This window comes from Luteitalea pratensis, from assembly GCF_001618865.1.
GTDB lineage: Bacteria > Acidobacteriota > Vicinamibacteria > Vicinamibacterales > Vicinamibacteraceae > Luteitalea > Luteitalea pratensis.
Window position 1 is genome coordinate 6,118,688 of the sequence record NZ_CP015136.1, and the last position, 25,232, is coordinate 6,143,919.

A 25,232-nucleotide genomic window follows, 5' to 3' on the forward strand; every position below is an offset into this window, starting at 1 on the left:
CCCGCGAAACGGCTCCTAGCTTACGGGACCTCCTGACTTATTCGGACCGATCGTTACTCATATCGGGTTCCGGCCACCGGCGGGCGCCTGGCGTCGCAACCGACGCTGTCGCGCTTTTGAGAGAGGCGTCACGCCACGCGCGATGTGCGCCATTTCGTCGCCGCTCGACTCGCGAGCGGCGGGACATTCGATCTGGTCGCGCTTACAACCGAATCCCACCAATCTACGGGGGCACCCGGGTACGCACGCGTACCCGGGTGTCATCCACCTTCAGCGATTGGACTGACCCAGCAGCAGGCTCAGTTCCCGTCGCCTTTGACATTCGGACCGCAGACGGTTCCCGTGTAAATGATATCGGCGGTCCGCGGGACAGTGCCAGTGTGGGACACTCCGTCGAATGTCATCGTGCCGGTCGCTTCGGCGTACTTGCCAAACCCACCAACGATTGTCAGGTCTACGTGCGAAGTGAAGTCCCCCGGCTCGCCGGGCACCGGCGTGCGGGGGGCGGAAACGCCCGTGGCGATCAACACGTCGCCCGCGGTCGTCAGAAAGACATCGTATGACGTCACGTTGGGCGGTGGGGTGGTGAGGAACGTGGTGCTCGCACCATTGAGCACGCCAGTCACGGTGCCCAGCAGCCTGCCAATCGGATCGTATTCGGAAGTGATGACGGTCTCCGCGATGCCGCCCCGGATGTACTTACAATCGGCCCGTGCCTCGATGGCCGTGCCGAGCATCGCCACACACAACGCCAGTGCCGTTTTCGCGTTTCTCATCATGAGGAATCTCCTTTTCCCGACGCTCGGCCTGCTGGCTCCATTGCGGCGCCCGTGGCCTGAGTCGGGCTTCTACCCAGATAGGCGCAGAAGCCGCGGCGGCGCTATCAGTCGAAGAAAAGGAGAAGACCACATATATAATTCGGTCGGGGCAGCACGATGGATCAGGGCGGAAGTGAGAGCGGACCGGTTCCAGGCGACGTCAGCTCGCTTCTCCGAGCGTGGAGCGACGGGGATCAGCGTGCGCTCGCCCTCCTGATGCCGATCGTCCACGACGAGCTCCGTCGTCTGGCGCACCACTACATGCGGCGCGAGCGTGCCGGCCACAGCCTGCAGACAACGGCCCTGGTCAACGAAGCCTACCTGCGGCTGGTCGATTACAAGCGCATGCAGTGGCAGAACCGCGCCCATTTCATGGCGGCAGCGGCGCAGGCCATGCGCCGCATCCTCGTCGACCACGCCCGTCGCCACAACGTCAAGCGGGGAGCAGGGGCCGAACATGTGTCGCTCGACGCGGACGCCGTCATGTGCCCGGATCGCTCCGATGATTTCGTGTCGCTCGACGAGGCGCTGACCGGCCTGGCCGGGCGGGCACCGCGCAAGGCACAAGTGGTCGAGCTGCGCTTCTTCGGCGGCCTGAGCGTGGAGGAGACCGCCGAAGTCCTGCGCGTATCGCCGATCACCGTGACGCGGGAGTGGAAAAGCGCGAAAGCCTGGCTGTATCGAGAGCTCGCCGGCCCGACCGCCCATGGACAATGAACGCTGGAATCACGTCGATCAGTTGCTGCAAACCGCGCTCGACATTCCGGCGCTAGAACGCGACGCCTATCTTCGCGTCGCGTGTGAGGGCGACCAGCCGCTGGAGGCCGAAGTCCGTTCGCTGCTCACCGCGTACGACCGTGCCGACAGGTTCCTCGGCGCTCCGGCGATTGATCTCGCCGCACGCGAGCTCGCCGGAGCACGCAGCGACGACGGCCGTCAGGCCGACGTCGATCCGTTGATCGGTCTGACGCTCTCGCACTACCGCATCGTCGAGAAACTCGGTGGCGGCGGGATGGGCGTGGTCTACAAAGCCGAAGATTCGCGGCTTCACCGTCCCGTTGCGCTCAAGTTCGTCTCCGAAGATCTGGCGAGTGATGCCGAGGCGCTGAGCCGTTTCCAGCGTGAAGCCCGGACGACGTCGGCGCTCAACCATCCACACATCTGCACGATCTACGACATCGGCGAGCAGGACGGACGATCGTTCATCGCGATGGAGTATCTGGAGGGCGCGACGCTGAAGGACCGACTCGCCGCCCGTCCACTCGGACTCGATACGGTGCTGCGGTTCGAGATCCAGATCGCAGACGCACTCGAGGCCGCACATAGCGCGGGCATCATCCACCGCGACATCAAGCCCGCCAACATCTTCATCGGACCACGCGATCGCGTGAAAGTGCTCGATTTCGGCCTCGCCACAATGCGAGTGGCCGGGACTGTGCAGCCGGAGGTGACCACGATTGGCGGGGCGCGGCAGGGCGTCGTGGGCACCGCCGCCTACATGGCGCCGGAGCAGGCGCGCGGCGATGCCGTGGATCACCGCGCCGACATCTGGAGCTTCGGCCTGGTGCTGTACGAAATGGCCAAAGGCACGCGGCCCGCGCCTGCCGGCCGGCTGCAGGTCGACGAATCTCCCGAGTTGGATTCCGTCATCTCGAAGTGCCTGGAGACGGATCCAGACCTTCGCTATCAGCACGCGGCCGACCTGCGGACTGATCTCGAGCGCCTCAAAGGTGCATCGGACTCAGCGCCGACGGGCCCCGATCAGCCGCCAGCAAAGGCACGTGTCCGTTGGACAGTCGTTGCCGTTGCTACCGCCGCTCGCCGTGGCCGCCGTGGGCTACAGCTTCTATCCGCGACAGGCGAAGCTCACCGACAAGGACCGCATCGTGCTCGCTGAGTTCACCAACACGACCGGCGATCCGGTGTTCGACGAAACGCTGCGACAGGGCCTCGCGGCGCAGCTCCAGCAATCGCCGTTCCTCGCTTTCATCTCCGACGACCGCATTCGCAGAACGCTGCTGTTGATGAACCAGCCGGCAGATGCACGACTGACGCCCGACGTTGCGCGGGCCATGTGCGTTCGGGCCGGCGGTGCGGCGGTCATGCAGGGATCGATTGCGGCGCTCGGCAGCCAATACGTCCTCGGGCTGCGCGCAACCAACTGCGCGACCGGGGACATCCTCGCCGACGAGCAGGCACAGGCGGCGCGGAAAGAAGATGTTCTGAGCACGCTCAGCGAGATGGCGACCCGGTTCCGGACGCGGGTTGGCGAATCGCTCGCCACCGTCGAGAAATACTCGACCCCACTCGAGGCGACGACGCCGTCGCTCGAAGCGCTCCAGGCCTACAGCGTCGGATTGAAAGCCGGCCTTGCAGGATCGTCGGTACGTGCCCTGCCGCTCTTTCAACGTGCGGTCGAGATCGATCCCGATTTTGCGCTGGTCCATGCGCATGTCGGCTTCAGCTACAGCAAGATGGGAGAGTCCGCGCTCGCGCGGCCGAGCTTGCTCAAGGCGTACCAGCTGCGCAATCGCGCCAGTGACGTCGAGCGCTTCTACATCGAAACACTGTACGACCGCGACTTCACGGGCAATCTGGAAGGGGAGCGACGAACGTTGGAAACGTGGGCCGACAGCTACCCGCGCGATCCCTCGGCCCACACCTTGCTCGCGGGGCTGGCCCTTTCGAGCACAAGCCAACATGAGTTGGCGATTGCCGAAACCGGGAAGGCCATTGCGCTGGATCCCGACGTGACCCCGGCATATGTCAACCAGGCATTCCATCAGCTGATGCTGAATCGCCTTGATGATGCCTTGCTGACGGTCCGTCTCGCCGCGGAGCGCAAGCTGGAATCCGCCGATTTGCTTCTGACAGAGTATTTCGTTGCCTTCCTGACGGGTAACGAGAACGAACTCAGACGGCCGGCGACGGCGGCCAGGAAGAGTCCCGCCACCGAAGACATGATCTCCCATATAGAGGCGCTCGCCCTGGCTCGCTCAGGCCAGTTGCAGGACGCGAGGCGGATGGCCGCGGTCGCCGTCCAGATCTCGCAGAAGTCCGGTCGACGCGAACGGGCCGGCTTGTTCGAAGCGGCGACCGCCGTGTGGGAAGCGTTTTATGGCAATGCCGCCGCCGCGAGGCAGAGCGCCGCCACGGCGCTCGAGCTCGGAGGGGGCGGTCGCGAAGTGGACTATGCCGCGGCATTCGCGCTCGCCCTCGGAGGTGATCTGCCGCAATCGCGAGCCCTCGCCCAGGGACTCGCGCGCGAGTTCCCGGAGGATACGTCGGTGCAATTCATGTATCTGCCGACGCTTCTGGCCTTGTTCGCCTTGAACACGCCCACTCGTGATGCGGCAGCCGCGATTCACACGCTGCAGACCGCGTCGCGCTACGATCTCGCGCTCGGGCGAGTCGGCTTCATCGGACGTTTCGGCGGCTTGTATCCCATCTATGTTCGTGGACTGGCCCACCTGGCCGCACGTCACCCCGCGGAAGCTGCTGTCGAGTTCCAGCGGATTCTCGATCATCGCAGCATGGTGCTCGTCGATCCCGTGGATGCGATGGCGCGCCTGCAGCTGGCACGAGCGCTCGCGCTCTCGGGCGACACGGTGAGGACGAAGGGTGTCTACAGCGACCTCTTGACGCTCTGGACGAACGCCGACGCGGATATTCCGGTTCTCAAGGCGGCACGGGCCGAATACGCACGCCTACCGTAAGCGACCGATTCCTGTAAGGGAGTCTGGCCGGGTCGCTCCAGTGCGTGACCGCACCCGCCTCCCGAGCGCTGTCAGGGTCCCTAGCGTCACGCGGCCTCACGCGCCGCGTAGTAGACCCGTCCACCGAACCTTCTGATCACGCTCAGGGATCGGATTGGGCGTCGAGGGGGCACACCCGCCGGCGTTAGCCTGAGGGAACCAACATGACCATGCTTGCCGATCGCATCACCGTCGATCCCGCGCAGTGCGGCGGTCGTCCCTGCGTGCGGGGCCTTCGCCTCCGCGTCACGGACGTGCTCGACCTGCTGGCGTCAGGCCTGACCCCTGCGGCGGTGCTCGAGGAACTTCCCGATCTGGAGCTCGAGGACGTGTCGGCCTGCCTCCGATTCGCGAGTCGTCGCCTGGCACACCCAATCGTCGCCGCGTGATGTGACGATTGGGCTCGACAACCAGCTACCGCCCGCGCTCAGTTCGTGGATGCGGGCCTCTGAAGCCCGTCCCAGCGGTTGTTCTACACGCTTCGCCGCGGATTTCGCTCTCAACTCAAGGCATTGGCCGCCTCACTCGAGTTGGATCCACCTCTGCCCACCGTCGTGCATAAGGATCACTGGCCCATCGTCTGGAAGGCCGTGCGCGCGGATGTCTTGGCCCGAGTCACCACCTACCCGTGGCTGCTCGGACAGCGCCGAAGGACATGCGCGAGTTGGTGTGCACGTTGCCGCCTTATCGCCGCGGCCGAACGTCTCAGCTGGTGAGCCGTGGACGCGCGGTTGCATCCGCTTGGAGGTGCACCGGATCATCGGTCAGCAGATGGCGACGTACACCTTCCGCTCGCGCGACCGGTTGGTGGACGATATCGGCAGCAACTGATCGCCGCGCTCGCACCCACGGCAGTCAGCGTCCGCCATCATTGCGCGACAGGTGGCGGTCAGCGTGGCGGCACTTGAAGGCTCACAGCACCCGACGCGAGTGTGCCGCGCCAGAAGTGCATCAGCCGCATCCCCGGCATGTCCAGGTTCACAGAGACGGCAGGGCCTCCGCTGAACCGTGCGGTTACGTGCAGCGTCTCGGCTGGCCACGGCATAGGGAACTTCTTGCGGGCCGCACACCAGAAATCTCGCAGGGGCAGCTTGACAACGTACTGAGCCGCCCGCGGAAGGCCGACGACCAGATCGTCGATACGTCCCCCGACATGCGACACGCGGCGGTCTGCATACTCGAGTTCGCACGTGCCGAACGATGCGCCACGCACCATCAGCCGCACGGAGTGAGGAACCATCGTGCGGCCGTTTCCCACCATGAACCCGAGATTGAGCAGGGCGTCCTGTGGGCCCGCGTTCTCGAACGTGACCTCAATGACCGGCTCACGCTCCGCGCCATCGACGAGCGCCAGTCCGAGCCGTAGCCCATCAACTGACGCCCCCCACGCGGGCGCAGGCATGCTTTGGGCTGACGCCAGCACCGGCAGCAGCAAGAGGGACAGCAGGACCGGCACTCCGCATTTCAGCCTCATGATGCCGCCTTGTATTCAGCGATAGAGACATCCCGAGCAGGCTCATCGAGCCGTCCGGGCATATTGCACCGACGGAGAGCGCGTGGGGCCTCCGCGTCCCACGTCAGCACCCACGCGATCACCTGACGCCTGCGCTAAGAATCAGTGCTGCTACCGGCAGATCTTTCAGGCGCATGCGAAGTTGGACACCGCGAACTCTGAATCAGACTGCGACTATTCGCGGCTATCGTTGGAAGGAAGCTCTCGTTTGGCGGCGGGCACGCGACCGCAGGTGGCTGGGCGGTGCTGATCGTCAGCGCCGGCGTCTCGCCGTCGCGACGATGCGCAGCGCCAGTGGCTACCGCTCGAAGACACTGGGCCTCGTGAGCAAACTGGCCAGCCTTGGCAGGTCTCGTGGCGGCGCATCAAGCGCAGCCTGGAACTGCGCCCAGTCCTTCGCTTCGATCTCGAACCGTGTGCGATCCGGCAGCGCCTCCGCAGCGCGCTCGTTCTCACGTTCGGAGCCGGAGGGTGAATGGTTCTGAGCATGCGCGGACATCGGCGACCTCTTGCCTGTTGGACTGACACAACCGTGTCAGGTGCCCTCGCCGAGAATCGCGAGGTACTCACGGTACCCGAACACGCGGCCACGCTGGCGGCCGGTCACTTCCTCGACCATCCCGAGGCGCATCAGGTCGGCCAGCGTCGCGTTGATCGTCGGCGCCGACAGTCCGGTCGCCGCGACGAGTTGCGCCGTCGTGCTGAACGGATGCCGCTGCAGCCCGGCGTGTACCCGGAGCGCCGATCCCGCGCGCTCACTCTCCGCGGTGATCCTGGTGCGGTCGTCGTCGAACAGTTGCACGATCCGGGTCGCCGCCGTGAATGCCTGCGTGGCCGTCTCCTCAACGCCTCTCAGGAAGAAGGCGAGCCACTCGCGCCAGGCCCCGCGTTCGCGCACGTCCTGCAGCAGGCGGTAGTACTCGGCGCGATGCGTCTTGAGGTAGAGGCTCAGATACAGCAGCGGCGAGGTGAGCCCCCCGTGCACGCACAAGTACAGCGTGACCAGGAGACGGCCCATCCGCCCATTGCCATCGAGGAACGGATGAATGGTCTCAAACTGCACGTGCAGCAGGCCCGCCTTGGCGAGCGGCGGCAGGCCCGACACGTCCTCATGCATGAAGGCCTCGAGGTCCCCGAGGCAGCGACCGAGTTCGGTGACGGGAGGCGGCACGAACTGCGCGTTCCCTGGCCGCGTCCCGCCCAGCCAGTTCTGGCTGCGTCGGAACTCACCAGGATCGAGCGCGCTGCCACGGCCCCCCTGAAGCAACCGCGCATGCATCTCGCGCACGAGGCGCAGCGAGAGCGGGAGTGCGCGCAGGCGCTCCAACCCGTACATCATCGCGTCGACGTAGTCCGACACCTCGCGGACGTCGTGGAATGGAGCTCCGGCCTGCGCTTCGCTCTCAAAACGCAACAGGTCCGCAAGCGTCGACTGCGTGCCCTCGATCTGCGAAGACAGGACCGCCTCTTTGCGTGCGTACATGTAGAGGAAGAGGTCCTGACTGGGCAGCAGCAGCGTGATGCCGTCCAGCCGCCCGAGGGCGCGCTCGGCCGACGTCAGCGGGCCGAGCAGGCTGACCAGGTCGAGACTGGACGGGGAGGGCGGCAGCGCGTCGGGGACGAACGCCCGCACCTTTTCACCCGCGACGGACGTGGTGACGAATCGACCCGACGGTCGGGGAGGCACGCCTGATCGTCTGACGCCGTCGCTAATTAAGCAAGCGGTGTTTTCTTAATTTACGATCTGCTCAAGGCAAACGCCTTTATCAACGGCCATCGGTCAGGGCGTTTCCACAATGTCTCCACAAACCAGGACGATTGGGGACCCTTGCGGTCCACGCCTGTCGCCTCGGGTCGACTCGCCAACTCACTCACCGTCAAGGAGTTAATGCCAGAACCCCAACGCCTTCAGTCAGTTGTGCGAAGTGGCCGGATCCGGTTCGATTCCTTCCCACTTCAGCCAGTTCGCTCTCTGACTCGTCTCGCGCTCGATTTCCTCTTCAGCGATCCCAGTTTCGCCGCCGGCTGGTGGAACGACCCTCCTGTAGCAGACTCTGCAGTCTGTGCCGTGCGTGGTTGCCACGCGCCATTGGGCCGCCTTCTTCAACATCACGCTCAGACGGTGAGCACGTTGTTCACCGTGCGAGGCTTGCGGTGCCGCAGCCGGTACTTGAGCTGTTGCACGTCCTCGTCGGTGATGGCGTCGAGACGCTTCGCGCCGAGCATCGGGAGCAGGTGGTTCTTCAGCACCAGCTCCTTGTGCGCGATGCCGCTCGGCTTGATTCGCGCGCGCATGGCCGTCCATGAAGCGCGGCGCGAACTGTTCGGGTGTCGGAAACTCCTTCCTGGTCAAGGTGGGCCGCGGAGCAGGAGCTCGCGCTCTCGCCCTTCCCCCAGCGTTGCGCAGCGGACTTCGACGTGATGCCGTGCCGACCAGGGTGGAGAGATGCAGGTACGGGCGCGCGAGCACCTCGCAGTCGATGCGGCCGGTACCGCGCTCCATCGCGTCCGAGAGTATCGGAGATATAGCGCTTTCGATGACGTCGTCGCCCAGCATGCACCACGACGGTAGAGCGAACGGTACCGCGGAGACGAGAAGGCGCGTGATGCTCTTGCCCATCGCTGCGCGTCCGCAGCTGGCCGGTCCTGTGAGCGTCCCTTGCGTTCACGACACCACCATCGGAACTCGTCGGCCATGATGGGGGCCAGGCGCCTCCCAAGTTCCAGGTGGCACGCCGCGATGTGCCGCTCACGAGCTCCGAACAGCCGAGCGAAGAACTCGCGGGCGTTGTGGCCGTGAGCGATGCCGGCGAAGGCACAGTACTGCCGCGCCATGCAGACGCCGGCCTGCAGCATCACGGTGACCAGGAATGCGGCTTGGCGCTCCGTGAAGCCCTCGCCCCTGAGCGCCTCGACGCGCCCCTCGAAGGTCAGGGGAGCGCCGCTTGACTGGGCACGGCGGAGGCCTGCGCGGGGACTGGCACGAGGACCTGACTGGCCGGCGGCCTCTACCGGCGCGCTCGCGGGACCGGCGCGACGCGAACTGGCGATCACCAAGTCATGCTGCGACGGAACAGATGCTTCGTGGTGCTGCCCCAGGGCGTTCGTCTCCTGCGAGGACGTCGTGTTCTGCACACTCGTCCTGTACGAAGTAGAACTCGCGGAACCGAACCAACCTTACGCGACTCGCCGGAACAGCGTGGCCCTGACGAAGAGCCGTCCATTGCCTGGCTCTTCGATGAGGACATTCACTCGCGCATACGCCCATCGGCCGTCGCTGCTGGTCGTGCGCGGCATTTCGACGTAGTCCGCGATTTCCGCCACGAGCGCCTTTGGGGCCGTCTGCGCGGTCGCAAGAGCGGCAACGCAACCGAGCACCGCGCTCAGTGCCACCGTCCATGCCCCACTCGGAACGCGTGAAGACGCGCGCGTAGGGCCGACAGAACTGCAGGCAACCGGTCGTGACATGGACTCGTTCTCCTATTGGGGCGCGCCAACGCGATCGCGTCTGTTTTGCAACGAGCCTGCATGCGTCAGCTCGTCGCCTAAGCGTAGCCGTTGCTGTGAGCGGCTCTTGCCTATTCCTGCGCCAAATCCATTGCTGATTGCGCTCCTGGATGCAGAGTTAGGCAAGTCGAGCGTGTGTACCTGGCTATGGGAGGAGTACGCGACGCGCGAGTTCGGAGACAGCCTGGTGTCATCGGCCGAAACAATAGAGACGTCGGTTGCATGCCGCCCAGTGGTGGCAGATTCGTGGTGTCTCGACGCGAAATCAGGCGAGGGGATGGGCCGCGGTCTGCCGCAGGTTCCCATCAGTGAGGCAGATCGGCAGGAGACTCGATCGCCGGAGCCAACGCAGTACAATCGCCGCCGCTTGTGAACACCCCCGATTAGCGATTCACCTTCCGGTTCATCCGACGCAGGTAGCTCGCCAGAGACACCGACGGCACGCGACCCATGGGACCCGTTCCCACGTGGATCGCGGCGCGCCTTACCCCGTACCGAGACACGATGCCCGTACCGACAGAGAAACTGCTGGCTGCGAACCGCGGCGAGATTGCCATCCGGATCTTCCGCGCCGCAACTGAACTGGGGCTGCGCACCGTCGCCATCTACGCCGAGGAGGACCGCTTCTCGCGCCATCGCTTCAAGGCCGACGAAGCCTACCGCCTGCGCAAGGAGAAGGGGCCCGTCGGCGCCTACCTCGACATCGAGGGCATCATCCACCTCGCGAAGGAAAAGGGGGTGACCCTCGTCCACCCTGGCTACGGGTTCCTCTCGGAAAACGCGGCATTCGCGCGCGCCTGCCGAGACGCGGGACTGAAGTTCGTCGGTCCCGACCCGGAGATGCTCGATGTCATGGGCGACAAGGTCTCGGCCCGAGCCCTGGCGGCGCGCGTGAACGTGCCGACGCTGCCAGGCACGGAGGAGCCGGTGACCGACCGGGCAGCCGCCTCGAGCATCGCGAGGCAGATCGGCTTTCCGCTGATCATCAAGGCCGCGTTTGGCGGCGGCGGGCGCGGCATGCGCGTCGTCCACAAGGAAGCCGATCTCGACGCACTCCTGGACCAGGCACAAACCGAGGCCGCCAACGCCTTCGGCAATCCCGCAGTCTTTCTCGAGCGCTTCATCGCGCGGGCCAAGCACCTCGAGGTGCAGGTGCTCGGCGATACCCACGGCAACCTCGTCCACCTGCACGAGCGCGACTGCTCGGTGCAGCGGCGTCATCAGAAGGTGATTGAGGTCGCGCCCGCCGTCGGGCTCGACGAGTCGGTGCGCCTCGACCTGTGCGACGCGGCGGTCCGGCTGGCCAAGGCCATCGGCTACAACAATGCGGGCACGGTCGAGTTCCTCTACGACGTCGACGCGCGGGCGTGGTTCTTCATCGAGATGAATCCCCGCATCCAGGTCGAGCACACGGTGACCGAGGTCATCACGGGGATCGACCTCGTGCGCTCGCAGATTCTGGTGGCACAGGGCCACTCGCTGTTCAGCCACGAGATCGACATCCCGCCGCAGGAGAACATCGCCCGTAACGGTTACGCCGTGCAGGCGCGGATCACGACCGAGGACCCCGCCAACGGCTTTGCCCCCGACTACGGCAAGATCATCAGCTACCGGTCGGCGGCAGGTTTCGGCATCCGACTCGACGCCGCAACGGGCGATGCGGGGTCGGTCGTGACGCCGTACTACGACTCGATGCTCGTGAAGCTGACGGCCTCCGGTCCGCGCTTCGACATCGCCCTGCAGCGCATGCACCGCGCCCTTCGCGAGTTCCGCATTCGCGGCGTCAAGACCAACATCCCCTTCCTCGAGAACGTCGTCCTCGACGAGACGTTCCGAACCGGCCAGGCGACGACGGGGTTGATCGACACCCAACCCGGCCTGTTCAAGTTCCAACCACGCCGTGATCGCGCCACGAAGCTCCTCGCGTACCTCAGTGACGTGACGGTCAACGGCAGCCCGACGGTGAAGGGCTACCGTCCGCCCGAGGTCCTTCGCCCGGCGCGCGTCCCGGCGTTCGACCTGAAGGCCGGCATCTCCCAAGGCTCGCGCGATAGGCTCCGCGAGTTGGGGCCGGAGGGGTTCGCTGCCTGGATTCGCGACCAGCGGCCACTCCTCATCACCGACACGACGATGCGCGATGCGCACCAGTCGCTGATCGCGACGCGCATGCGATCGATCGACATGCTCAACGTCGCGGATGTGGTGGCCCATCGCACGCCGAACATCTTCAGTCTGGAGATGTGGGGCGGCGCGACGTTCGACACGGCCATGCGGTTCCTGCGGGAATCACCGTGGCACCGCCTCCGCGACCTGCGCGCGAAGGTGCCCAACATCTGCTTCCAGATGCTGTTCCGCGGATCGAACGCGGTCGGCTACTCGAACTACCCCGATGCGGTGGTCGCCGGGTTCGTGAAGCATGCCGCCGAGTCGGGCATGGACATCTTCCGCATCTTCGACTCGCTCAACTACCTACCCAACATGGGGGTGGCGATGGAGGCGGTGCGCAAGCAGCCCTTCGCCGTCTGCGAGGCCGCGATCTGCTATACGGGCGACATCAACGACCCTACACGCCACAAGTACTCGCTCGAGTACTACGTGGCCAAGGCGCGCGAACTCGAGAAGATGGGCGCCCACATCCTCGCGATCAAGGACATGGCCGGGTTGTGCCGTCCGTTCGCGGCCAGGAAGCTCGTGGCCGCTCTGCGCGACGAGATCGGCATGCCCATCCACTTCCATACCCACGACAGCTCGGGCATCAACGCCGCGTCGGTACTGTCTGCCGCCGAGGCGGGCGTGGACATCGTCGATCTCGCGATCGCCTCGATGTCGGGGTCGACCAGCCAGCCAAACCTCAACGCGATTTGCGCCGCGCTCCGCGGGCACGAACGAGATCCCGGCCTCGACCTCGACGCGCTCAACGAGATGTCGGACTACTGGGAAGAGGTGCTCGAGTTCTACCGGCCGTTCAACACCGCGCCCCGCGCCGGGTCCGCGGAGGTGTACGTCCACGAGATGCCTGGCGGACAGTTCACCAACCTCAAGGAACAGGCAGCGGCGATGGGGCTCGGCCACCGCTGGCCCGAGATTGCGCGCACCTACGCGGAGGTCAATCAACTCTTCGGCGACATCATCAAGGTGACCCCGAGCTCGAAGGTCGTCGGCGACATGTGCATGTACCTCATCACCCGCGGCATTCGTCCGCAGGACGTGCCGACGCTCCGGCCAGGCTCGCACGACTTCCCCGCCTCGGTCATCGACATGCTGCAGGGCGGGCTCGGTCAACCGGACGGCGGCTGGCCGGCACAGGTGCAGAAGGTGGTGCTCGGCGACCGCGTCCCGACGACGCAACGACCGGGAGAACTCGCCACCCCCGTGAATCTCGATGAGACGCGCGCCGGACTGGGCACGGCGCTCGGACGCCCCCCGACGGAGGACGACCTCTACAGTCACCTCATGTACCCGCAGGTCTTCGCCGATTTCGACCTGTTCGTGACCACCTACGGCGAAGTCTCGAGCCTGCCGACGACAGCGTTCTTCTACGGTCTGTCGGTCGGCGAGGAGATCGAGGTCGAGATCGATCGCGGCAAGGTGCTCTTCATCAAGTTGATCAGCATCGGTGACGCCGACGAGCAGGGACGCCGCGGCGTCTTCTATGAACTCAACGGCATGCCCCGTGAGTCGCAGGTCGTCGACAAGTCGCTTGCGCCCAGGGACGCCGTCACAAAACCGAAGGGCAACCCGTCCGATCCGCTGCAGGCGGTTGCCCCGATGCCCGGAATGATCACCAGCATAGCCGTCGGCGTCGGGACGAAGGTGAACGCAGGGGATCCGCTCATCACCCTCGAGGCGATGAAGATGCTCACGACGATATCGGCGAATGCTGATGCCACCGTGACGGAGATTCTCGTGAAGACGGGTGATTCGGTCGCGACCGACGACCTGCTGGCGCGGCTGGAAAAGTAGGCGGCAGCGGCTTTCACGCGACCACGTGAGGAGCTGTTGCCTGAGCCTCAGGGCGGAGCGCGCCAGAGAGCGGCTGATGATTCTGGACGCGGTCCTGACCCAAGGCCGTGGCACAGCGGAGTAGTCACTAATCCTTCGATGTCGTTCCAGGTCCCGAGTCTGAGACTTTCTCGTCGTGGCTACCTTTCTCCGACGCAGCCTGTTGTTCAAGCTTCTCGAAGATGGAGTCAGCGTCCACGGTAGGATCTTTCGAGACCTCCGCTGGTGGCGAAGTGACCGGCTGTCCTTCGCCCTCCATGGTCTGTTGCTGATCGTGCAGAGTGCCCTGTGGTTTTCCCGCTGAGCTCTTCGGGTCGTGCGGTACTGGATTGACCATGCTCCGAGTAGAGCACGAAGGCAACGGCCCCTATGCCCCAACAATCCGCGTTAGCACTAACGGCGCTCAACCATTCATCTCCACAATATCTCCACAAACCCGGACGATTTGGGACCACACCAGTCGACGCTTCTCCAGTCGCGTCGTGTCGCCAACTGCCTACTGGCCAACGGGTTAGTGCCAGAACCCCAATGCCGTCAATCAGTTGCGCGAAGTGGCCGGATTCGGTTCGATTCCTTCCCGGCTCAATTCCCCTCGCTGAAGCTCGGGGAATTTTCGCCCGGCAGGCATCAGCCGCTCGGCTCCGGCCTTCGGCCTCGCCTTGCGGTCGATTCCTTCCCACTTCAGCCAGTTCGCTCTCTGCCTCGTCTCGCGCTCGATTTCCTCTTCAGCGATCCCAGTTTCGCCGCCGGCTGGTGGAACGACCCTCTGTAGCAGACTCTCACGAGCCCCAAACAGGTGTGGCGGCAGCAACACGCGCACTGTCCATCGCCGAATGCTGCGCAGCAGGTCGACGTGCCGTTGCAGGAACGCGTGCAAGTCCGTCGTCCATGGCTTCGTCGCGAGGTACAGGAACGTGTACGCCTGGTCGGCCTCGACCACACCGATGGGTTGTCGGTCGGGGAAGTAGCGCAGCGTGATGTGGGGCGGTGTGCCAAACCGGAGTTGTGGCGGCCACTCCAGCGTAAGCGACGTGCCGAACGTACGAACGAAGTGGTCCCACTTATCGCGCTCGGTCGCCAACCAGGGGATCGATGGCTGCTCCAGGACCGCGTCCAGCATCATCAGCCGCTCCATGGCGCGCCCTACCGGCAGCGGCTTGCGGAAGCGACTGTGTGGCTCGCCGATGGCGGTGTACAGCCGTCGATGGTGAGCGTGGTAGAGGCGCGCCCGCCGATGCGCAGCCGTGTACGGCGTGGCGATGCGACGCTCCACCAGCCGTGCGAAGAACTCGCGCGCGTTGTGGCCGTGCGCGATGCCGGCGAAGGCACAGTACTGCCGCACCATGCAGAGACCGGCGTGCAGCATGACGGTGACGAGAAAGCGGCCTGGCGCTGGGTAAAGCCCTCGCTTCTCAATGCGTCGACCCGCCCGCCGAAGGCCCACGACGAGGACGTTCGATTCGACAGCCCGGAAGCCATCGATTGGACAGCGCGCGGGACGGGCGCGTCGTCCTACCCAGCCGCAGTACCCGCTCCGGTCGCGCGCGTCGAATTGGTGCTCAGTATGTCGTGCTGCGACGGTACGACTTCGTCTAGCTGCCGCCGCATGGCGTTCCACTCCGGCAAGGACGATCTGTGCTGCACGTTCGTCCTGCATGGAGTAGAACCCGCTGAATCGACGAGACCTTACATCCGTGCCGTAACGCAGCTGATGTTACGGAGCCTGCAGCGTCAATGGAATAGCCTGGGCACGAAGTCGTGCAGATCCCGCCGCCAGGTCTGCCACTCGTGGTCGGTGCCCGGCGATTCGTAATAGACGTGATCGACACCAGCGTCGGTCAGAGCCTTGTGCAGGCTTCGGATCCCCTCGCGCATCCGCTCGGGCTCGGCGGTACCGATGCCCAGCCACAGCAGCCGCACCTTCTTGGCGAACGCCTTGGGATCGGCGAAGACGCCGTTGAAGTCGACCTTCGGATCGAGGGCCCGACCGTTCAGCCCCCCGGCGCCACTGAAGCCGCCGATGTGTGAGAACAGGTCGAGGCGATTGAGGGTGATCTGGAACGTCTGGAAGCCGCCCATCGAGAGGCCGGCCATGGCGCGGTGCTCGCGGTCGGCGATCGTCCGGAAGGTCGCATCTACGAACGGGATCAGGGCCTCAGTCATGTCGGCCTGGAAGGTCGACGCCATCTCCTGCATCACTCGCCGCCGTGCTTCCGGGTCCGCAGCCGCGGTGCTCGGTCCGCTCGCGGCCGGCGCGCCGGCGCGGCGCGCATAGCCATACGCCATCACGACAATCGTCGGCTTCGCCTTGCCCGCGGCGATCAGGTTGTCGAGGATGAAGTTGGCCCGCCCCTGCCGGATCCAGCCGGTCTCATCCTCGCCTCCGCCGTGCTGGAGGTACAGCACCGGATACCGCGTTCGGGTCGAGGTGTCATAGCCGGGCGGCAGGTAAACAAGCGCATGCCGCCAGCCCCCAGTCGGCTTCGAGGCGTACCACACCTCGCGCACCTGTCCGTGCGGCACGTCCTTGATCCCGTAGTAGTCGGCACCGGGCTCGGGAACCTCCACGGCACTGGCGTGCCTGCCGCCGCCAAAAAATGCCTGGCTGCCCGGATCGGCGAACTCGGCGCCGTCGACGACCACGGTGTAGTAGTGAAGGCCGGGCACGAGCGGTGGAGTCACGACCGTCCACGTGCCGTCCGCCTGCTTCTGCAAGTCGACCTTCGGCCCGCTCCAGAAATTCACGCGGGCTTTGGCGGCGTCAGGCGCCTTGATGCGGATCTCGACCCGGCCGGTGGCGTCCAACCGAGGGTACTCGGCGCCCCACACATTGGTCTCGGCCGGCGTGAAGTCGCCCGGACCTTGTGCCGAACAGATCGCGGCTCCCAGCAACATCGCCGACGCGAATACGACCTGCTTCATCGTGTGCCCCTCTCGCGCAGGCAGGCGCGCCGTAGTTGGCGCGCACAACCATGTACGCGCTTCCATTCAAGAGCTTCGAAGCCTGCGAACCGAGAGCATAATCCACATCGCCGCTCGATGTAAGCCTTTAAGGTTCTGGCCGTGATTCATCCTTCGGACGCCCGCGAGAGCAAGCCTCCTGCTCCCGCGTCGAAGGCGCGTGGATCACCTGCGATGAGAAGATGCGCCATGACGCTCGAGGAAGTGGCACGACGCGCGCGGGTCTCGACCGCCACCGTGTCTCGCGTGCTGAACGACACCGGCCCGGTGAAGCCGGCGACACGGGCGCGCGTGCTCAAGATCATTCAGGAGGTGAACTACAGCCCGAACCTCCACGCACAGAGCCTTGCGGGCGGGCGCAGCCGAAGCCTCGGCGTCATCGTGTCGAATATCGAGAATCCGTTCTTTCTCGACATCCACAGGACCGTCGAGGCCGGCGCTCACGCCGCGGGGTATGACGTGGTCATGGCCAACACGGGCTACAGCCCGGAGCGGTTGGTCACGAGCATTCGGCTGATGCTCGGGCGACGGCTCGCCGGGCTCGCGGTCATCGTCTCCGAGATGGACGCCACGCTGATTCAGGAATTGAGCAGCCAGCGTATTCCGGTCGTGTTCTACGACGTCGGCACGCCACGCCGGAACATCACCAACATCCGGGTGGACTACCGCGTCGGCATGGCCAAGGTCGCATCGTACCTGTACAGCCTTGGTCATCGCCGGGTGGGGTACGTCGGGCACCACGCGACGCTCGGGCCCATCCACGAACGCGTCCAGGCGCTGCGCGAGGCCACCGGTCGGCACTCGGGGTTCGAGGTCGAGACTGCCGCCGACGCCGATTCACTCGAGGGCGGTCGCGAGGCCGCCCGGACCCTGCTGTCCCGTTCGACCCGACCAACCGCACTCGTCTGCGTCAACGACCTGATGGCTGTCGGCGCGATGCGCGAAGTGCGGGCACGCGGGCTGCGTATCCCGGAAGACGTGTCGGTGACCGGGTTCGACAACGTGACGCTCTCTCAGTACGCGGTCCCTGCGCTGACGACGGTCGACATTCCCCGTGAACAGATCGGCCGCACCATTGTCGAGTGCCTGATGCGCACCGATGTGCCGCGTGAGCGCGAGTTCGTCATCGAGCCTGAGCTCATCGTCCGGAACTCCACCGGTCCGGTGACCCGCTGAACCGCGCTGGCGTCCGGGTGGTAGCGTTTTCCTGCTACCGCCGTCGCGTGTGCGTCGACATGATGGCTGTCAGTTGACCACACGACTGAAAGCGCATACGCTCCCGCGCATTCGCATCCGCCGATTCTTGAACGAGGTGCGTGCGCGGCCGCGCCATGCGGGGCCAGCCGCGTGCGCAGGAGCTCCCGAGTGATGCCTGTCCTGCAACTCCAACGGCGCGTCGTCCTCGCGCTTGCCGTCATCATGCCCAGCTTCGCGCTCGGCATCGCCGCCCAACAAGGTCCCGAGATCGCAGTGACGGTCGACGCGTCGCGCACGGGTGCCAGGATCGACCGCAACATTTTCGGGCAGTTCGCCGAGCACCTCGGCAAGGGCATCTACGAGGGCGTATGGGTCGGTCCCAACTCGCCCATTCCCAACACGCGCGGCATTCGCAACGACGTGGTCGCGGCGCTCAAGGCCCTGAAGGTGCCGAACGTGCGCTGGCCTGGTGGATGTTTTGCCGACGAATACCACTGGCGCAAAGGCATCGGCCCTGCTGCCACTCGTCCGGCCACGCTCAATCCGAATTGGGGCGACGTGATCGAGCCGAACACGTTCGGGACGCACGAGTTCCTGGACTTCGTCGACCAGATCGGCGCCGAGGCCTACCTCTCGGTGAACGTCGGCTCCGGCACGCCGGCGGAAGCGGCCGACTGGCTCGAGTACCTCACGGCTGCGCAGCCGACAGCGCTCGCGAAGGAACGCGCCGCGAACGGCCGGCAGGCGCCCTACAAGATCGCGATCCTCGGGATCGGCAACGAGAACTGGGACTGCGGCGGCAACATGTCCGCCGAGTACTACCTCAGCCAACTACGGATCTACAGCCGCTTCGTCCGCAATTTCAACCCGGCGCAGCAGAAGACGGATCGGATGCTGAAGGTCGCCGTCGGCCCGGGCGGCGGCGAACCACGGTTCGCCGAGTGGACCGAGACGATCATGAAGTCCTGGAAGGGCCGCCACTGGAGCTGGGACCACATGGATGGCCTGTCGCTGCACAACTACACCGTGGTGCGCTTCCCGGCCTCCTACAAGTCCGTCGGTTTCGGCGAGAAGGAATACGCCGAGATCCTGCAGGCCACGTTGGAGATGGACAAGCTCGTCACGCAGCACTCCGCGATCATGGACAAATATGATCCAGAGAAGAAGGTCACGCTGGCCGTCGACGAGTGGGGCGCCTGGTACGCACAACTCCCGGGCACGACGCCCGGCTTCCTCGCGCAGCAGAACAGCGTGCGCGACGCGATCATCGTCGCACTCAACATCAACATCTTCGCGCGCCACGCCGACCGGGTGCGGATGGCGAACATCGCCCAGATGGTGAACGTGCTCCAGGCCATGGTCCTGACTGACGGACCCACGATGGTGCTGACGCCGACCTACCACGCGTTCAGGATGTACGTGCCGTTCCAGAACGCGACCTTCGTGCCGGTCGCCTTCGACGCCGGCCGGTACACGCACGGCAGCATCACGCTCCCGCGCGTCGACGCGATTGCAGCGAGGGACGCATCGGGCACTCTGTGGCTCTCGTTCACCAACGTCGATCCCAACGCGCCAGCGCAGGTCGCGACGACGCTGACCGGCATCACGGCACGGTCTGCGTCGGGTGAGACGTTGACAGGCCCCGCGATCGACAGCGTGAACACCAGCGAGTCACCGAACACTGTCGTTCCGAAACCGGCCGCGGTGACGCTCGAAGGCAACCGGCTGACGCTGACACTGGCCCCCAGGTCCGTCACCGTCATCGGGGTGCGGCCGTGACCGCGACATGGCACGTACGTGCGATCGCCGTCGCGGCCTTCGTCCTCGCGCTCACGCCGGCCGCGGCGCCAGCCCAGGTCGCCACCGAAGCACCGCCGCCGGTGGCCGGCGCCAAGGCGGTGACAATCGAGCGCATCAAGGTCCCCGGCCCTGCGCTTGAAGGCAACCTCGAAGGCAACTCGGCGGATCGCGACGTGCTCGTCGTGCTGCCACCGAGTTATGCGACGGACACGTCACGCCGCTATCCGGTTGTCTACGCGCTCCACGGCTACTCGATCGGCGCCGAGCAATGGGCGCGCGAGATCCACGTACCGCAGACGATCGAGGGCGCGTTCGCGCAGGGCGCTCGCGAGATGATCGTCGTGTTGCCGGATTCGAAAACCCGCCACAACGGATCGATGTATTCGAGCTCAGCGACGGTCGGCGATTTCGAGCGCTACGTCGCGCGTGATCTCGTGTCGTACATCGACGCGCACTACCGGACGCTGGCCGACCGCAATAGCCGAGGCCTCGTCGGTCACTCCATGGGCGGCTACGGTGCCACGCGAATCGGCATGAAGCACGCAGACGACTTCGGCAGCCTGTACATCATGAGCCCGTGCTGCCTGTCGCCGCGTGGCCCGGGGCAGCCGAACAGCGACCTCGAGAAGACACTCGCCAGTGCGAAGGGTCCCGACGACGTGAACGGCCTGCCATTCGGTGCCCGTGCCCAGCTCGCGGCGGCAGCGGCGTGGGCGCCGAACCCGCAGGCGCCGCCGTTCTATCTCGACCTGCCGACGAAGGATGGCGCTCCCCAGGCCGACGTGCTGGCGAAGTTCGCCGCCAACTCGCCGCTCGCCTTCATCGACCAGTGGATCGGCAACCTGCGGCGCTACCGCGCCATCGCCATCGATGTCGGCGACCAGGATGGCCTCCGCGCCGACGCCGGCAAGCTGCACGACGCACTCGATCGCTACCAGATCGTCAACACGTTCGAAACCTACGCCGGCACCCACACGAGCAAGGTCGCCGACCGCTTCCAGAATCACGTCCTCCCGTTCTTCCATCGCACGCTGTGCCACGACAAGTCGTGCAAGTAGCCGACCTTCAGCGTGCCCCCCATGGGCGCCTCGGGTGAAGGGGATTCATGAACCGCTGGATCGCGACCGCCTCGATGCTCCTGATCGTGTGGCCGGTGCTCGCCGTGGATGGCGAGCCGGGAATGCACGACCCGTCGACGGTGATGCAGGCCGACGGCAAGTTCTACGTCTATGGCACGGGCGTCGGCCTGCCGGCGTACGTATCCGACGACGGATGGACCTGGCGTCGCGCCGGTCAAGTGATGCAGGCCGTGCCGGGTGGCCGTCCCGGTACCGAGGTGCTCGCCAAGGGCGGCAACAACACCTGGGCCCCGGACATCATCCGGAGCGGCGACCGCTACTTCCTCTACTACTCGGCCCCCGGGACGCAGCCGAAGTCCGCGATCGGCCTGCTGGTCGGGAAGACGCTCGATCCCGCCTCGCCCGACTACAAATGGGAGGACGCCGGCCCCGTGGTGTGGTCCGACGGCGTCGAGGATTGCAATGCGATTGACCCGGGCGTGTTTCGGGATCCGATGAACGAGACGCTGTGGCTTACTTACGGGTCCTATTTCGGGTACATCCGCCTGGTGCAGCTCGATCCGAAGACCGGGAAGCGGCTCCACCCAGCACGCCCGCCAGTCAACGTCGCGATCAATTCCGAGGCGTCGATCCTGATCTTTCGGGACGGCTGGTACTACTTGCTCGTCACCCACGGATCATGCTGTGCCGGCGCCAACTCCAGTTACAACATCCGCATGGGCAGGGCGCGGAAGGTCACCGGGCCGTTCCTGGACAACATGGGCATCGACATGCTCCGGGGCGGCGGCAAGCTGTTTGCGGGGTCGACGGGACGCCACATCGGTCCGGGACATTTCGGCCTGCTCGACCTCGGTGCCGGCGTCGAGAAGTTCTCCCTGCACTATGAAGCCGATCTCGAGCGCGGCGGCATCAGCGTCCTGGACATCCGGCCGCTCCTCTGGCGCGACGAGTGGCCCGTGGCCGGCGACAACTTCACCGCTGGCACGTACCAGATCGAATCGGCGCGCACCGGGACCGTCCTCGAGATGGCGGTGCAGGGCGTGCCTGTCGGTGGCCCACGCCCGCGCGGCCCCGGTGGCCCCGGCTCACGCAGCGCCGCACCGCCACCGCCGCCGATAGCCGCGCAGGATCCCGCGCAAGTCAGCGGCACCTGGCCCGCCGATGCAGTCGGTGTCCGCATGGGACCGCACATGGTCCAGGCACAGCAGAAGTGGTCGATCGAGCCCGCACCCAACGCCGGCGGATACCCAGGAGCGCCCTTCTTCAAGATCGCGATTGCCGGCACGGACCGCGTATTGGCTGCCACCGCGGGCGCAGAGCTGACGGTCCTTCCCGCCTTCACGGGGACACCGGAGCAGCTCTGGCGCCTCGATCAGCTCGGCGACGGCACCTATCGGCTGATGCCAAAGATGGTGGCCGGCACCACCGAACCGTTGGCGTTATCGGCCATCGGCAGCAGCACGCCCACGCTGGCGAGATTCCGGCCCGACAGCGACCGCCAGCGCTGGCGGATCAAGGCACCGTAAGCGCTGGGCGGGAGCGCCATTCATGAATGCACATCAGCATGCCTTGGCAGCGACGCTCGGTGCGCTCGTCACCGTCGGCGTGGCCGTGCTCGCAGCCCGCGGCAGCCAGCAGCCTGCCGCCGCGAAGCCGCCGCCCGCGCGTCCGCCCGCGGCTTCGCTTGCGCGCCCGGCCTCGCCGTCCAGGGCTCCAGATGCTGCAGGCTTCATCCAACGCTGGCTCCTGCTCGAGCCGATTCGTGTGTCGAACCAACTCACCGAGAGTGCCGTCCAGGCCGCAGTGACGAAGTACGCGTTCGCCCGCTCCAGCATGGTCCCGCGCGACGGCCAGACGGTCACCGTCGGCGACGAGAGTGCCGCCTGGCACGCCGTCGACACGCTCGACTACAACGTCAATCTGTTCCACTTCGCCTACGCCTTGAACAAGCCGACATCGAACGTGCTCTTCTGGGCGGTGACAGTGGTCCATGTGCCGCGCGACCTGCCCGGGATGCGGTTGGCGATCGGCTCGAACGCCGCCTCGGTGTGGTGGCTCGACGACGAAGAGGTCATCGCGCTCTACAACGATCGCCAGGCCGTCATCGATGACGGCGTGTCGAAGCGCGTGACGTTGAAAAAGGGGGCGCACGTCATTCGTGCCGCCATCGTCAACGCCGGCGGCGCGACTGACTTCTGCGCGCGGTTCATCGATGAAGACGGCCATCCGGTCACAGGCCTCACGGTAAGCCTGGCAGGCGAAGTGTAGGGTGTGTCGGCAAGTGAGGTTCCGTCCCGGACCTGCGTTCATGCCCGTCGCGCCTGTGGAGTTGCGGAAGAGTTGTCGCCTGGGTGTGAGGGACGGAATTCGCAACTGGCTTACGATTCGGTCGAGCCTCAACTCGCGATGTGCCAGGGACGGGTCTGCATCCTCCGATCAGCAGGGCCAGAGTTCGCGACTGGGCTGGGCTCGACAATGGCCGGATAAACTTGCCGCACCAGCCAGGTGGCAAACGCCCGCCACGTCTCGCTCGTGCCCACGACGACCCGCAACGGAAACGTTGCGAGAATGCCCAGACCCAGAAGAGCGAGACCCACCGAGTTGGCGCGCCGCGCCAGAGATCGCGGATCGCCGGCGCGAGCACGAGGGTGCTCAGGAGCGCGAACATCGGCACGAATCGCCCCGCGACAATCGGCATCCTCGTGATGGCTGGCCACATGAGCCCACCCAGCGTGGCGAGCAGCATCAGCCGCTTGTGGACGTCAGGGCGACGGCGCCAGGCGAGGCCGGCAACGGCTAGTCCGGTAAAGACCGCGATATCGGCAACGCCAACGATCATGAAGCCGAACGCATCGGGAAACGGCCCGCCAGGGTTCCACCCATCCCGCGCTCCAAGTTAGCGCAGCGAACAACCCAATCGCAGACAATATTCGAACGAGCAGTTCGGTCTCTTCGCGGCCCAGTAATCAGCTACTTGCGCGAAGTGGCCGGAAGGTCATCCGGTGTGAAGCGATGGAGCCAGCATGACGAGGCGGCGGACCTTTGTCCTCTCGAATTTGCGCCGTTGCGGTGCCAGTCTCCTCGTCATGGGCTTGGTCGCGCTCACTTGGACGGTTTCGGGCGAGCAGGTCACGCAGCCGTCCGAGCGCGACGCTCTTCGAATCCGGCGTTCCGCGCCACCCGATTCCGCAGCGCGACAGCGCTTTCTGGCAATGTTCGCCCGGGCGTATTTTCCCGGACGAACGGGCCAACTCCTGATCGTGCCGCGTGAAGGCGACTTCATCACGCGGGCTGACCCGAACGTCGAGTATATGCATGGGTCGCCCTGGTCCTATGACGTCTCGATTCCGCTGATGTTTGCGGGCCCTGCGGTGAAGACCGGTGTGTTCTCGGTCCCAGCCGCGCAGCAGGACGTCGCTCCTACGCTTGCGGTGGCGCTTGGCGTGCAGATGCCCCCGACAGCAACAGGCCGGATATTACCGGTTTTGCGGAGCGGCTTTGCTCGACCGCGAGTCGTGATGCTGCTCGTCCTGGATGGCATGCGCCGGGATTACTTCGATCGCTACGCCGCGTCGATGCCAACGCTGACCGCTCTGCGTCGGCAAAGTGCCTGGTTCACTCAGGCGCAGGTGAACGTTCTGCCTAGCAATACCGCAGTGGGGCACTCGACGATCTCGACAGGCGCCGATCCTCGCGTGCACGGAATCACCGGCGTGAGCGTGTACGATCGCGCTCAGGGACGGCGCCACGACCTGTTCGCTGGAGGACTGCCGCACGATCTGGTGGCACTGACGCTGGCAGACGTCTGGCAGCTCGCGACGGCTGGTCGCGCCATCGTATTAGCACAGGGCAGCATCGACCGAGCGGCGACGCCGCTCGCGGGGCATGGGGCGTGTCAGTTGAATGGAGCGCCAGTCGTGCTTGCCAGCTACGATCAACAAACGGGCAACTGGACCACGAACCCCAATTGCTTCCGGCTGCCCGCGTACGTGAAGGATCGAAATGCGAGCGCCCTGTGGCAGGCTGACGGTGAGTGGATGAGTCACAAAATTGACTCGGCTGCCGCGGTGCGCTATTCGGCTCTATTTCCGGCATTCGAAGCCGATGCGATGACGGCGATGATTGAGCGCGAGCCAGTGGGCGCCGACAACGTCGCGGATCTCATTCTGCTCAACTACAAGGGCGCCGATTTCGTGGGCCACAAGTACGGTCCGGATTCGAGCGAGCTCCGCGTCACTCTCGGCGCGATGGACCGTCACCTGGCGCGAATGCTGCGAGCGCTGGAGGCGAAGGTTGGTAACAACTATCTGCTTGCCGTGACCGCAGACCATGGCATGCCGTCGGAACCGTCGTCGCCGGACCGTCGACACTTTGCGCAGTCGATCGTAGACCTGTTGCACGAGAGGTTTGATCCTGAGGCGAAGCAGCTGATTACATCCTTCGAACCGGAGAACAGCCAACTGTTCGTCGATGAGGACCGGCTGTCGGCTCTTCATCTGACGTTGCGCGATCTGGCGCACGTTCTCGAATCACAGCCGTTCGTTTTTGCGGTTTTCACTCACGACGACGTGCGGCTTGCGGCTAACGCCGCGAAGTGACG

At 65.4% G+C, this 25,232-nt stretch carries 20 protein-coding genes; 12 read left to right on the top strand and 8 right to left on the bottom strand.

Features of this window, described 5'->3' with window-relative positions:
* Positions 1 to 299: 299 nt before the first annotated feature.
* Entirely contained in the window at positions 300 to 779 is a 480-nt protein-coding gene (locus LuPra_RS25830) for a hypothetical protein (RefSeq protein ID WP_157899692.1), read from the bottom strand.
* Positions 780 to 935: 156 nt separating this feature from the next.
* Here LuPra_RS25830 and LuPra_RS25835 point away from each other — a divergent pair, with 156 nt between their 5' ends.
* From LuPra_RS25835 to LuPra_RS25850, 4 genes are all read left to right on the top strand, one after another.
* On the top strand, positions 936 to 1,535 hold the full coding sequence (locus LuPra_RS25835) for a sigma-70 family RNA polymerase sigma factor (protein WP_110173432.1): 600 nt from the start codon (positions 936 to 938) through the stop codon (positions 1,533 to 1,535).
* The gene (locus LuPra_RS25840) at positions 1,525 to 2,715 is read left to right on the top strand and encodes a serine/threonine-protein kinase (protein WP_234800554.1); all 1,191 of its coding nucleotides are present in this window, start codon (positions 1,525 to 1,527) and stop codon (positions 2,713 to 2,715) included. Before LuPra_RS25835 ends, LuPra_RS25840 begins: the two co-directional genes overlap by 11 nt.
* The gene (locus LuPra_RS25845; RefSeq protein ID WP_157899693.1) at positions 2,600 to 4,534 is read left to right on the top strand and encodes a tetratricopeptide repeat protein; all 1,935 of its coding nucleotides are present in this window, start codon (positions 2,600 to 2,602) and stop codon (positions 4,532 to 4,534) included. The genes LuPra_RS25840 and LuPra_RS25845 overlap by 116 nt, the downstream gene beginning before the upstream one ends.
* Before the next feature lie 203 nt (positions 4,535 to 4,737).
* Complete coding sequence (locus LuPra_RS25850) at positions 4,738 to 4,962, top strand: DUF433 domain-containing protein (RefSeq protein ID WP_110173434.1); 225 nt, start codon at positions 4,738 to 4,740, stop codon at positions 4,960 to 4,962.
* 500 nt (positions 4,963 to 5,462) lie between these two features.
* Here LuPra_RS25850 and LuPra_RS25855 read toward each other — a convergent pair whose 3' ends face one another.
* From LuPra_RS25855 to LuPra_RS25870, 4 genes are all read right to left on the bottom strand, one after another.
* Positions 5,463 to 6,047 carry a hypothetical protein gene (locus LuPra_RS25855; RefSeq protein WP_157899694.1) on the bottom strand — a complete coding sequence of 195 codons (585 nt, stop codon included), beginning with the start codon at positions 6,045 to 6,047 and terminating at the stop codon, positions 5,463 to 5,465.
* A 337-nt stretch (positions 6,048 to 6,384) separates the two neighbouring features.
* Positions 6,385 to 6,585 carry a type II toxin -antitoxin system TacA 1-like antitoxin gene (locus LuPra_RS25860; protein ID WP_110173436.1) on the bottom strand — a complete coding sequence of 67 codons (201 nt, stop codon included), beginning with the start codon at positions 6,583 to 6,585 and terminating at the stop codon, positions 6,385 to 6,387.
* Between the two features lie 36 nt (positions 6,586 to 6,621).
* Positions 6,622 to 7,773, bottom strand: coding sequence for a Fic family protein (locus LuPra_RS25865; protein WP_110173437.1), 1,152 nt, complete (start codon positions 7,771 to 7,773; stop codon positions 6,622 to 6,624).
* Between the two features lie 428 nt (positions 7,774 to 8,201).
* Complete coding sequence (locus LuPra_RS25870; protein ID WP_110173438.1) at positions 8,202 to 8,381, bottom strand: tyrosine-type recombinase/integrase; 180 nt, start codon at positions 8,379 to 8,381, stop codon at positions 8,202 to 8,204.
* Between the two features lie 432 nt (positions 8,382 to 8,813).
* On the opposite strand from LuPra_RS25870, the gene LuPra_RS25875 reads away from it, so the two are divergent.
* The gene (locus LuPra_RS25875) at positions 8,814 to 9,035 is read left to right on the top strand and encodes a hypothetical protein (protein ID WP_110173439.1); all 222 of its coding nucleotides are present in this window, start codon (positions 8,814 to 8,816) and stop codon (positions 9,033 to 9,035) included.
* 228 nt (positions 9,036 to 9,263) lie between these two features.
* On the opposite strand, the gene LuPra_RS25880 is transcribed toward LuPra_RS25875, so the two are convergent.
* Positions 9,264 to 9,479 carry a hypothetical protein gene (locus LuPra_RS25880; RefSeq protein ID WP_110173440.1) on the bottom strand — a complete coding sequence of 72 codons (216 nt, stop codon included), beginning with the start codon at positions 9,477 to 9,479 and terminating at the stop codon, positions 9,264 to 9,266.
* Between the two features lie 618 nt (positions 9,480 to 10,097).
* Between LuPra_RS25880 and LuPra_RS25885 the strand changes: the two genes are divergently transcribed.
* Positions 10,098 to 13,556: a pyruvate carboxylase gene (locus tag LuPra_RS25885; protein WP_110173441.1), complete on the top strand. Its 3,459-nt coding sequence runs from the start codon at positions 10,098 to 10,100 to the stop codon at positions 13,554 to 13,556.
* A 577-nt stretch (positions 13,557 to 14,133) separates the two neighbouring features.
* On the opposite strand, the gene LuPra_RS25890 is transcribed toward LuPra_RS25885, so the two are convergent.
* Both LuPra_RS25890 and LuPra_RS25895 read right to left on the bottom strand, forming a co-directional pair.
* On the bottom strand, positions 14,134 to 14,961 hold the full coding sequence (locus tag LuPra_RS25890; protein ID WP_110173442.1) for a hypothetical protein: 828 nt from the start codon (positions 14,959 to 14,961) through the stop codon (positions 14,134 to 14,136).
* A gap of 365 nt (positions 14,962 to 15,326) precedes the next feature.
* The gene (locus tag LuPra_RS25895; RefSeq protein WP_110173443.1) at positions 15,327 to 16,517 is read right to left on the bottom strand and encodes an alpha/beta hydrolase-fold protein; all 1,191 of its coding nucleotides are present in this window, start codon (positions 16,515 to 16,517) and stop codon (positions 15,327 to 15,329) included.
* Between the two features lie 228 nt (positions 16,518 to 16,745).
* Between LuPra_RS25895 and LuPra_RS25900 the strand changes: the two genes are divergently transcribed.
* From LuPra_RS25900 to LuPra_RS25925, 6 genes are all read left to right on the top strand, one after another.
* Positions 16,746 to 17,732 (top strand): LacI family DNA-binding transcriptional regulator, encoded by a 987-nt coding sequence (locus LuPra_RS25900; protein WP_110173444.1) that lies wholly within the window; start codon positions 16,746 to 16,748, stop codon positions 17,730 to 17,732.
* 192 nt (positions 17,733 to 17,924) lie between these two features.
* Positions 17,925 to 19,532, top strand: coding sequence for an alpha-N-arabinofuranosidase (locus tag LuPra_RS25905; protein WP_237050939.1), 1,608 nt, complete (start codon positions 17,925 to 17,927; stop codon positions 19,530 to 19,532).
* Complete coding sequence (locus LuPra_RS25910) at positions 19,529 to 20,611, top strand: alpha/beta hydrolase (protein WP_110173445.1); 1,083 nt, start codon at positions 19,529 to 19,531, stop codon at positions 20,609 to 20,611. The genes LuPra_RS25905 and LuPra_RS25910 overlap by 4 nt, the downstream gene beginning before the upstream one ends.
* Before the next feature lie 47 nt (positions 20,612 to 20,658).
* The gene (locus LuPra_RS25915) at positions 20,659 to 22,158 is read left to right on the top strand and encodes a family 43 glycosylhydrolase (RefSeq protein WP_234800555.1); all 1,500 of its coding nucleotides are present in this window, start codon (positions 20,659 to 20,661) and stop codon (positions 22,156 to 22,158) included.
* Between the two features lie 22 nt (positions 22,159 to 22,180).
* Complete coding sequence (locus LuPra_RS25920; protein WP_110173447.1) at positions 22,181 to 22,900, top strand: acetylxylan esterase; 720 nt, start codon at positions 22,181 to 22,183, stop codon at positions 22,898 to 22,900.
* Positions 22,901 to 23,655: 755 nt separating this feature from the next.
* A complete protein-coding gene (locus LuPra_RS25925) occupies positions 23,656 to 25,230 on the top strand; it encodes an alkaline phosphatase family protein (protein ID WP_110173448.1) in 1,575 nt (524 codons plus the stop codon).
* Positions 25,231 to 25,232 lie beyond the last annotated feature (2 nt).

What these genes read in the sequence shown, in the direction of transcription:
- LuPra_RS25870 (WP_110173438.1), bottom strand. Translation starts at nt 8,381, where the DNA reads ATGCGCGCGCGAATCAAGCCGAGCGGCATCGCGCACAAGGAGCTGGTG.
- LuPra_RS25830 (WP_157899692.1), bottom strand. Translation starts at nt 779, where the DNA reads ATGATGAGAAACGCGAAAACGGCACTGGCGTTGTGTGTGGCGATGCTC.
- LuPra_RS25915 (WP_234800555.1), top strand. Translation starts at nt 20,659, where the DNA reads ATGAACCGCTGGATCGCGACCGCCTCGATGCTCCTGATCGTGTGGCCG.
- LuPra_RS25920 (WP_110173447.1), top strand. Translation starts at nt 22,181, where the DNA reads ATGAATGCACATCAGCATGCCTTGGCAGCGACGCTCGGTGCGCTCGTC.
- LuPra_RS25895 (WP_110173443.1), bottom strand. Translation starts at nt 16,517, where the DNA reads ATGAAGCAGGTCGTATTCGCGTCGGCGATGTTGCTGGGAGCCGCGATC.
- LuPra_RS25840 (WP_234800554.1), top strand. Translation starts at nt 1,525, where the DNA reads ATGGACAATGAACGCTGGAATCACGTCGATCAGTTGCTGCAAACCGCG.
- LuPra_RS25860 (WP_110173436.1), bottom strand. Translation starts at nt 6,585, where the DNA reads ATGTCCGCGCATGCTCAGAACCATTCACCCTCCGGCTCCGAACGTGAG.
- LuPra_RS25850 (WP_110173434.1), top strand. Translation starts at nt 4,738, where the DNA reads ATGACCATGCTTGCCGATCGCATCACCGTCGATCCCGCGCAGTGCGGC.
- LuPra_RS25855 (WP_157899694.1), bottom strand. Translation starts at nt 6,047, where the DNA reads ATGAGGCTGAAATGCGGAGTGCCGGTCCTGCTGTCCCTCTTGCTGCTG.
- LuPra_RS25900 (WP_110173444.1), top strand. Translation starts at nt 16,746, where the DNA reads ATGACGCTCGAGGAAGTGGCACGACGCGCGCGGGTCTCGACCGCCACC.
- LuPra_RS25905 (WP_237050939.1), top strand. Translation starts at nt 17,925, where the DNA reads ATGCCTGTCCTGCAACTCCAACGGCGCGTCGTCCTCGCGCTTGCCGTC.
- LuPra_RS25890 (WP_110173442.1), bottom strand. Translation starts at nt 14,961, where the DNA reads ATGCTGCACGCCGGTCTCTGCATGGTGCGGCAGTACTGTGCCTTCGCC.
- LuPra_RS25835 (WP_110173432.1), top strand. Translation starts at nt 936, where the DNA reads ATGGATCAGGGCGGAAGTGAGAGCGGACCGGTTCCAGGCGACGTCAGC.
- LuPra_RS25885 (WP_110173441.1), top strand. Translation starts at nt 10,098, where the DNA reads ATGCCCGTACCGACAGAGAAACTGCTGGCTGCGAACCGCGGCGAGATT.
- LuPra_RS25925 (WP_110173448.1), top strand. Translation starts at nt 23,656, where the DNA reads ATGACGAGGCGGCGGACCTTTGTCCTCTCGAATTTGCGCCGTTGCGGT.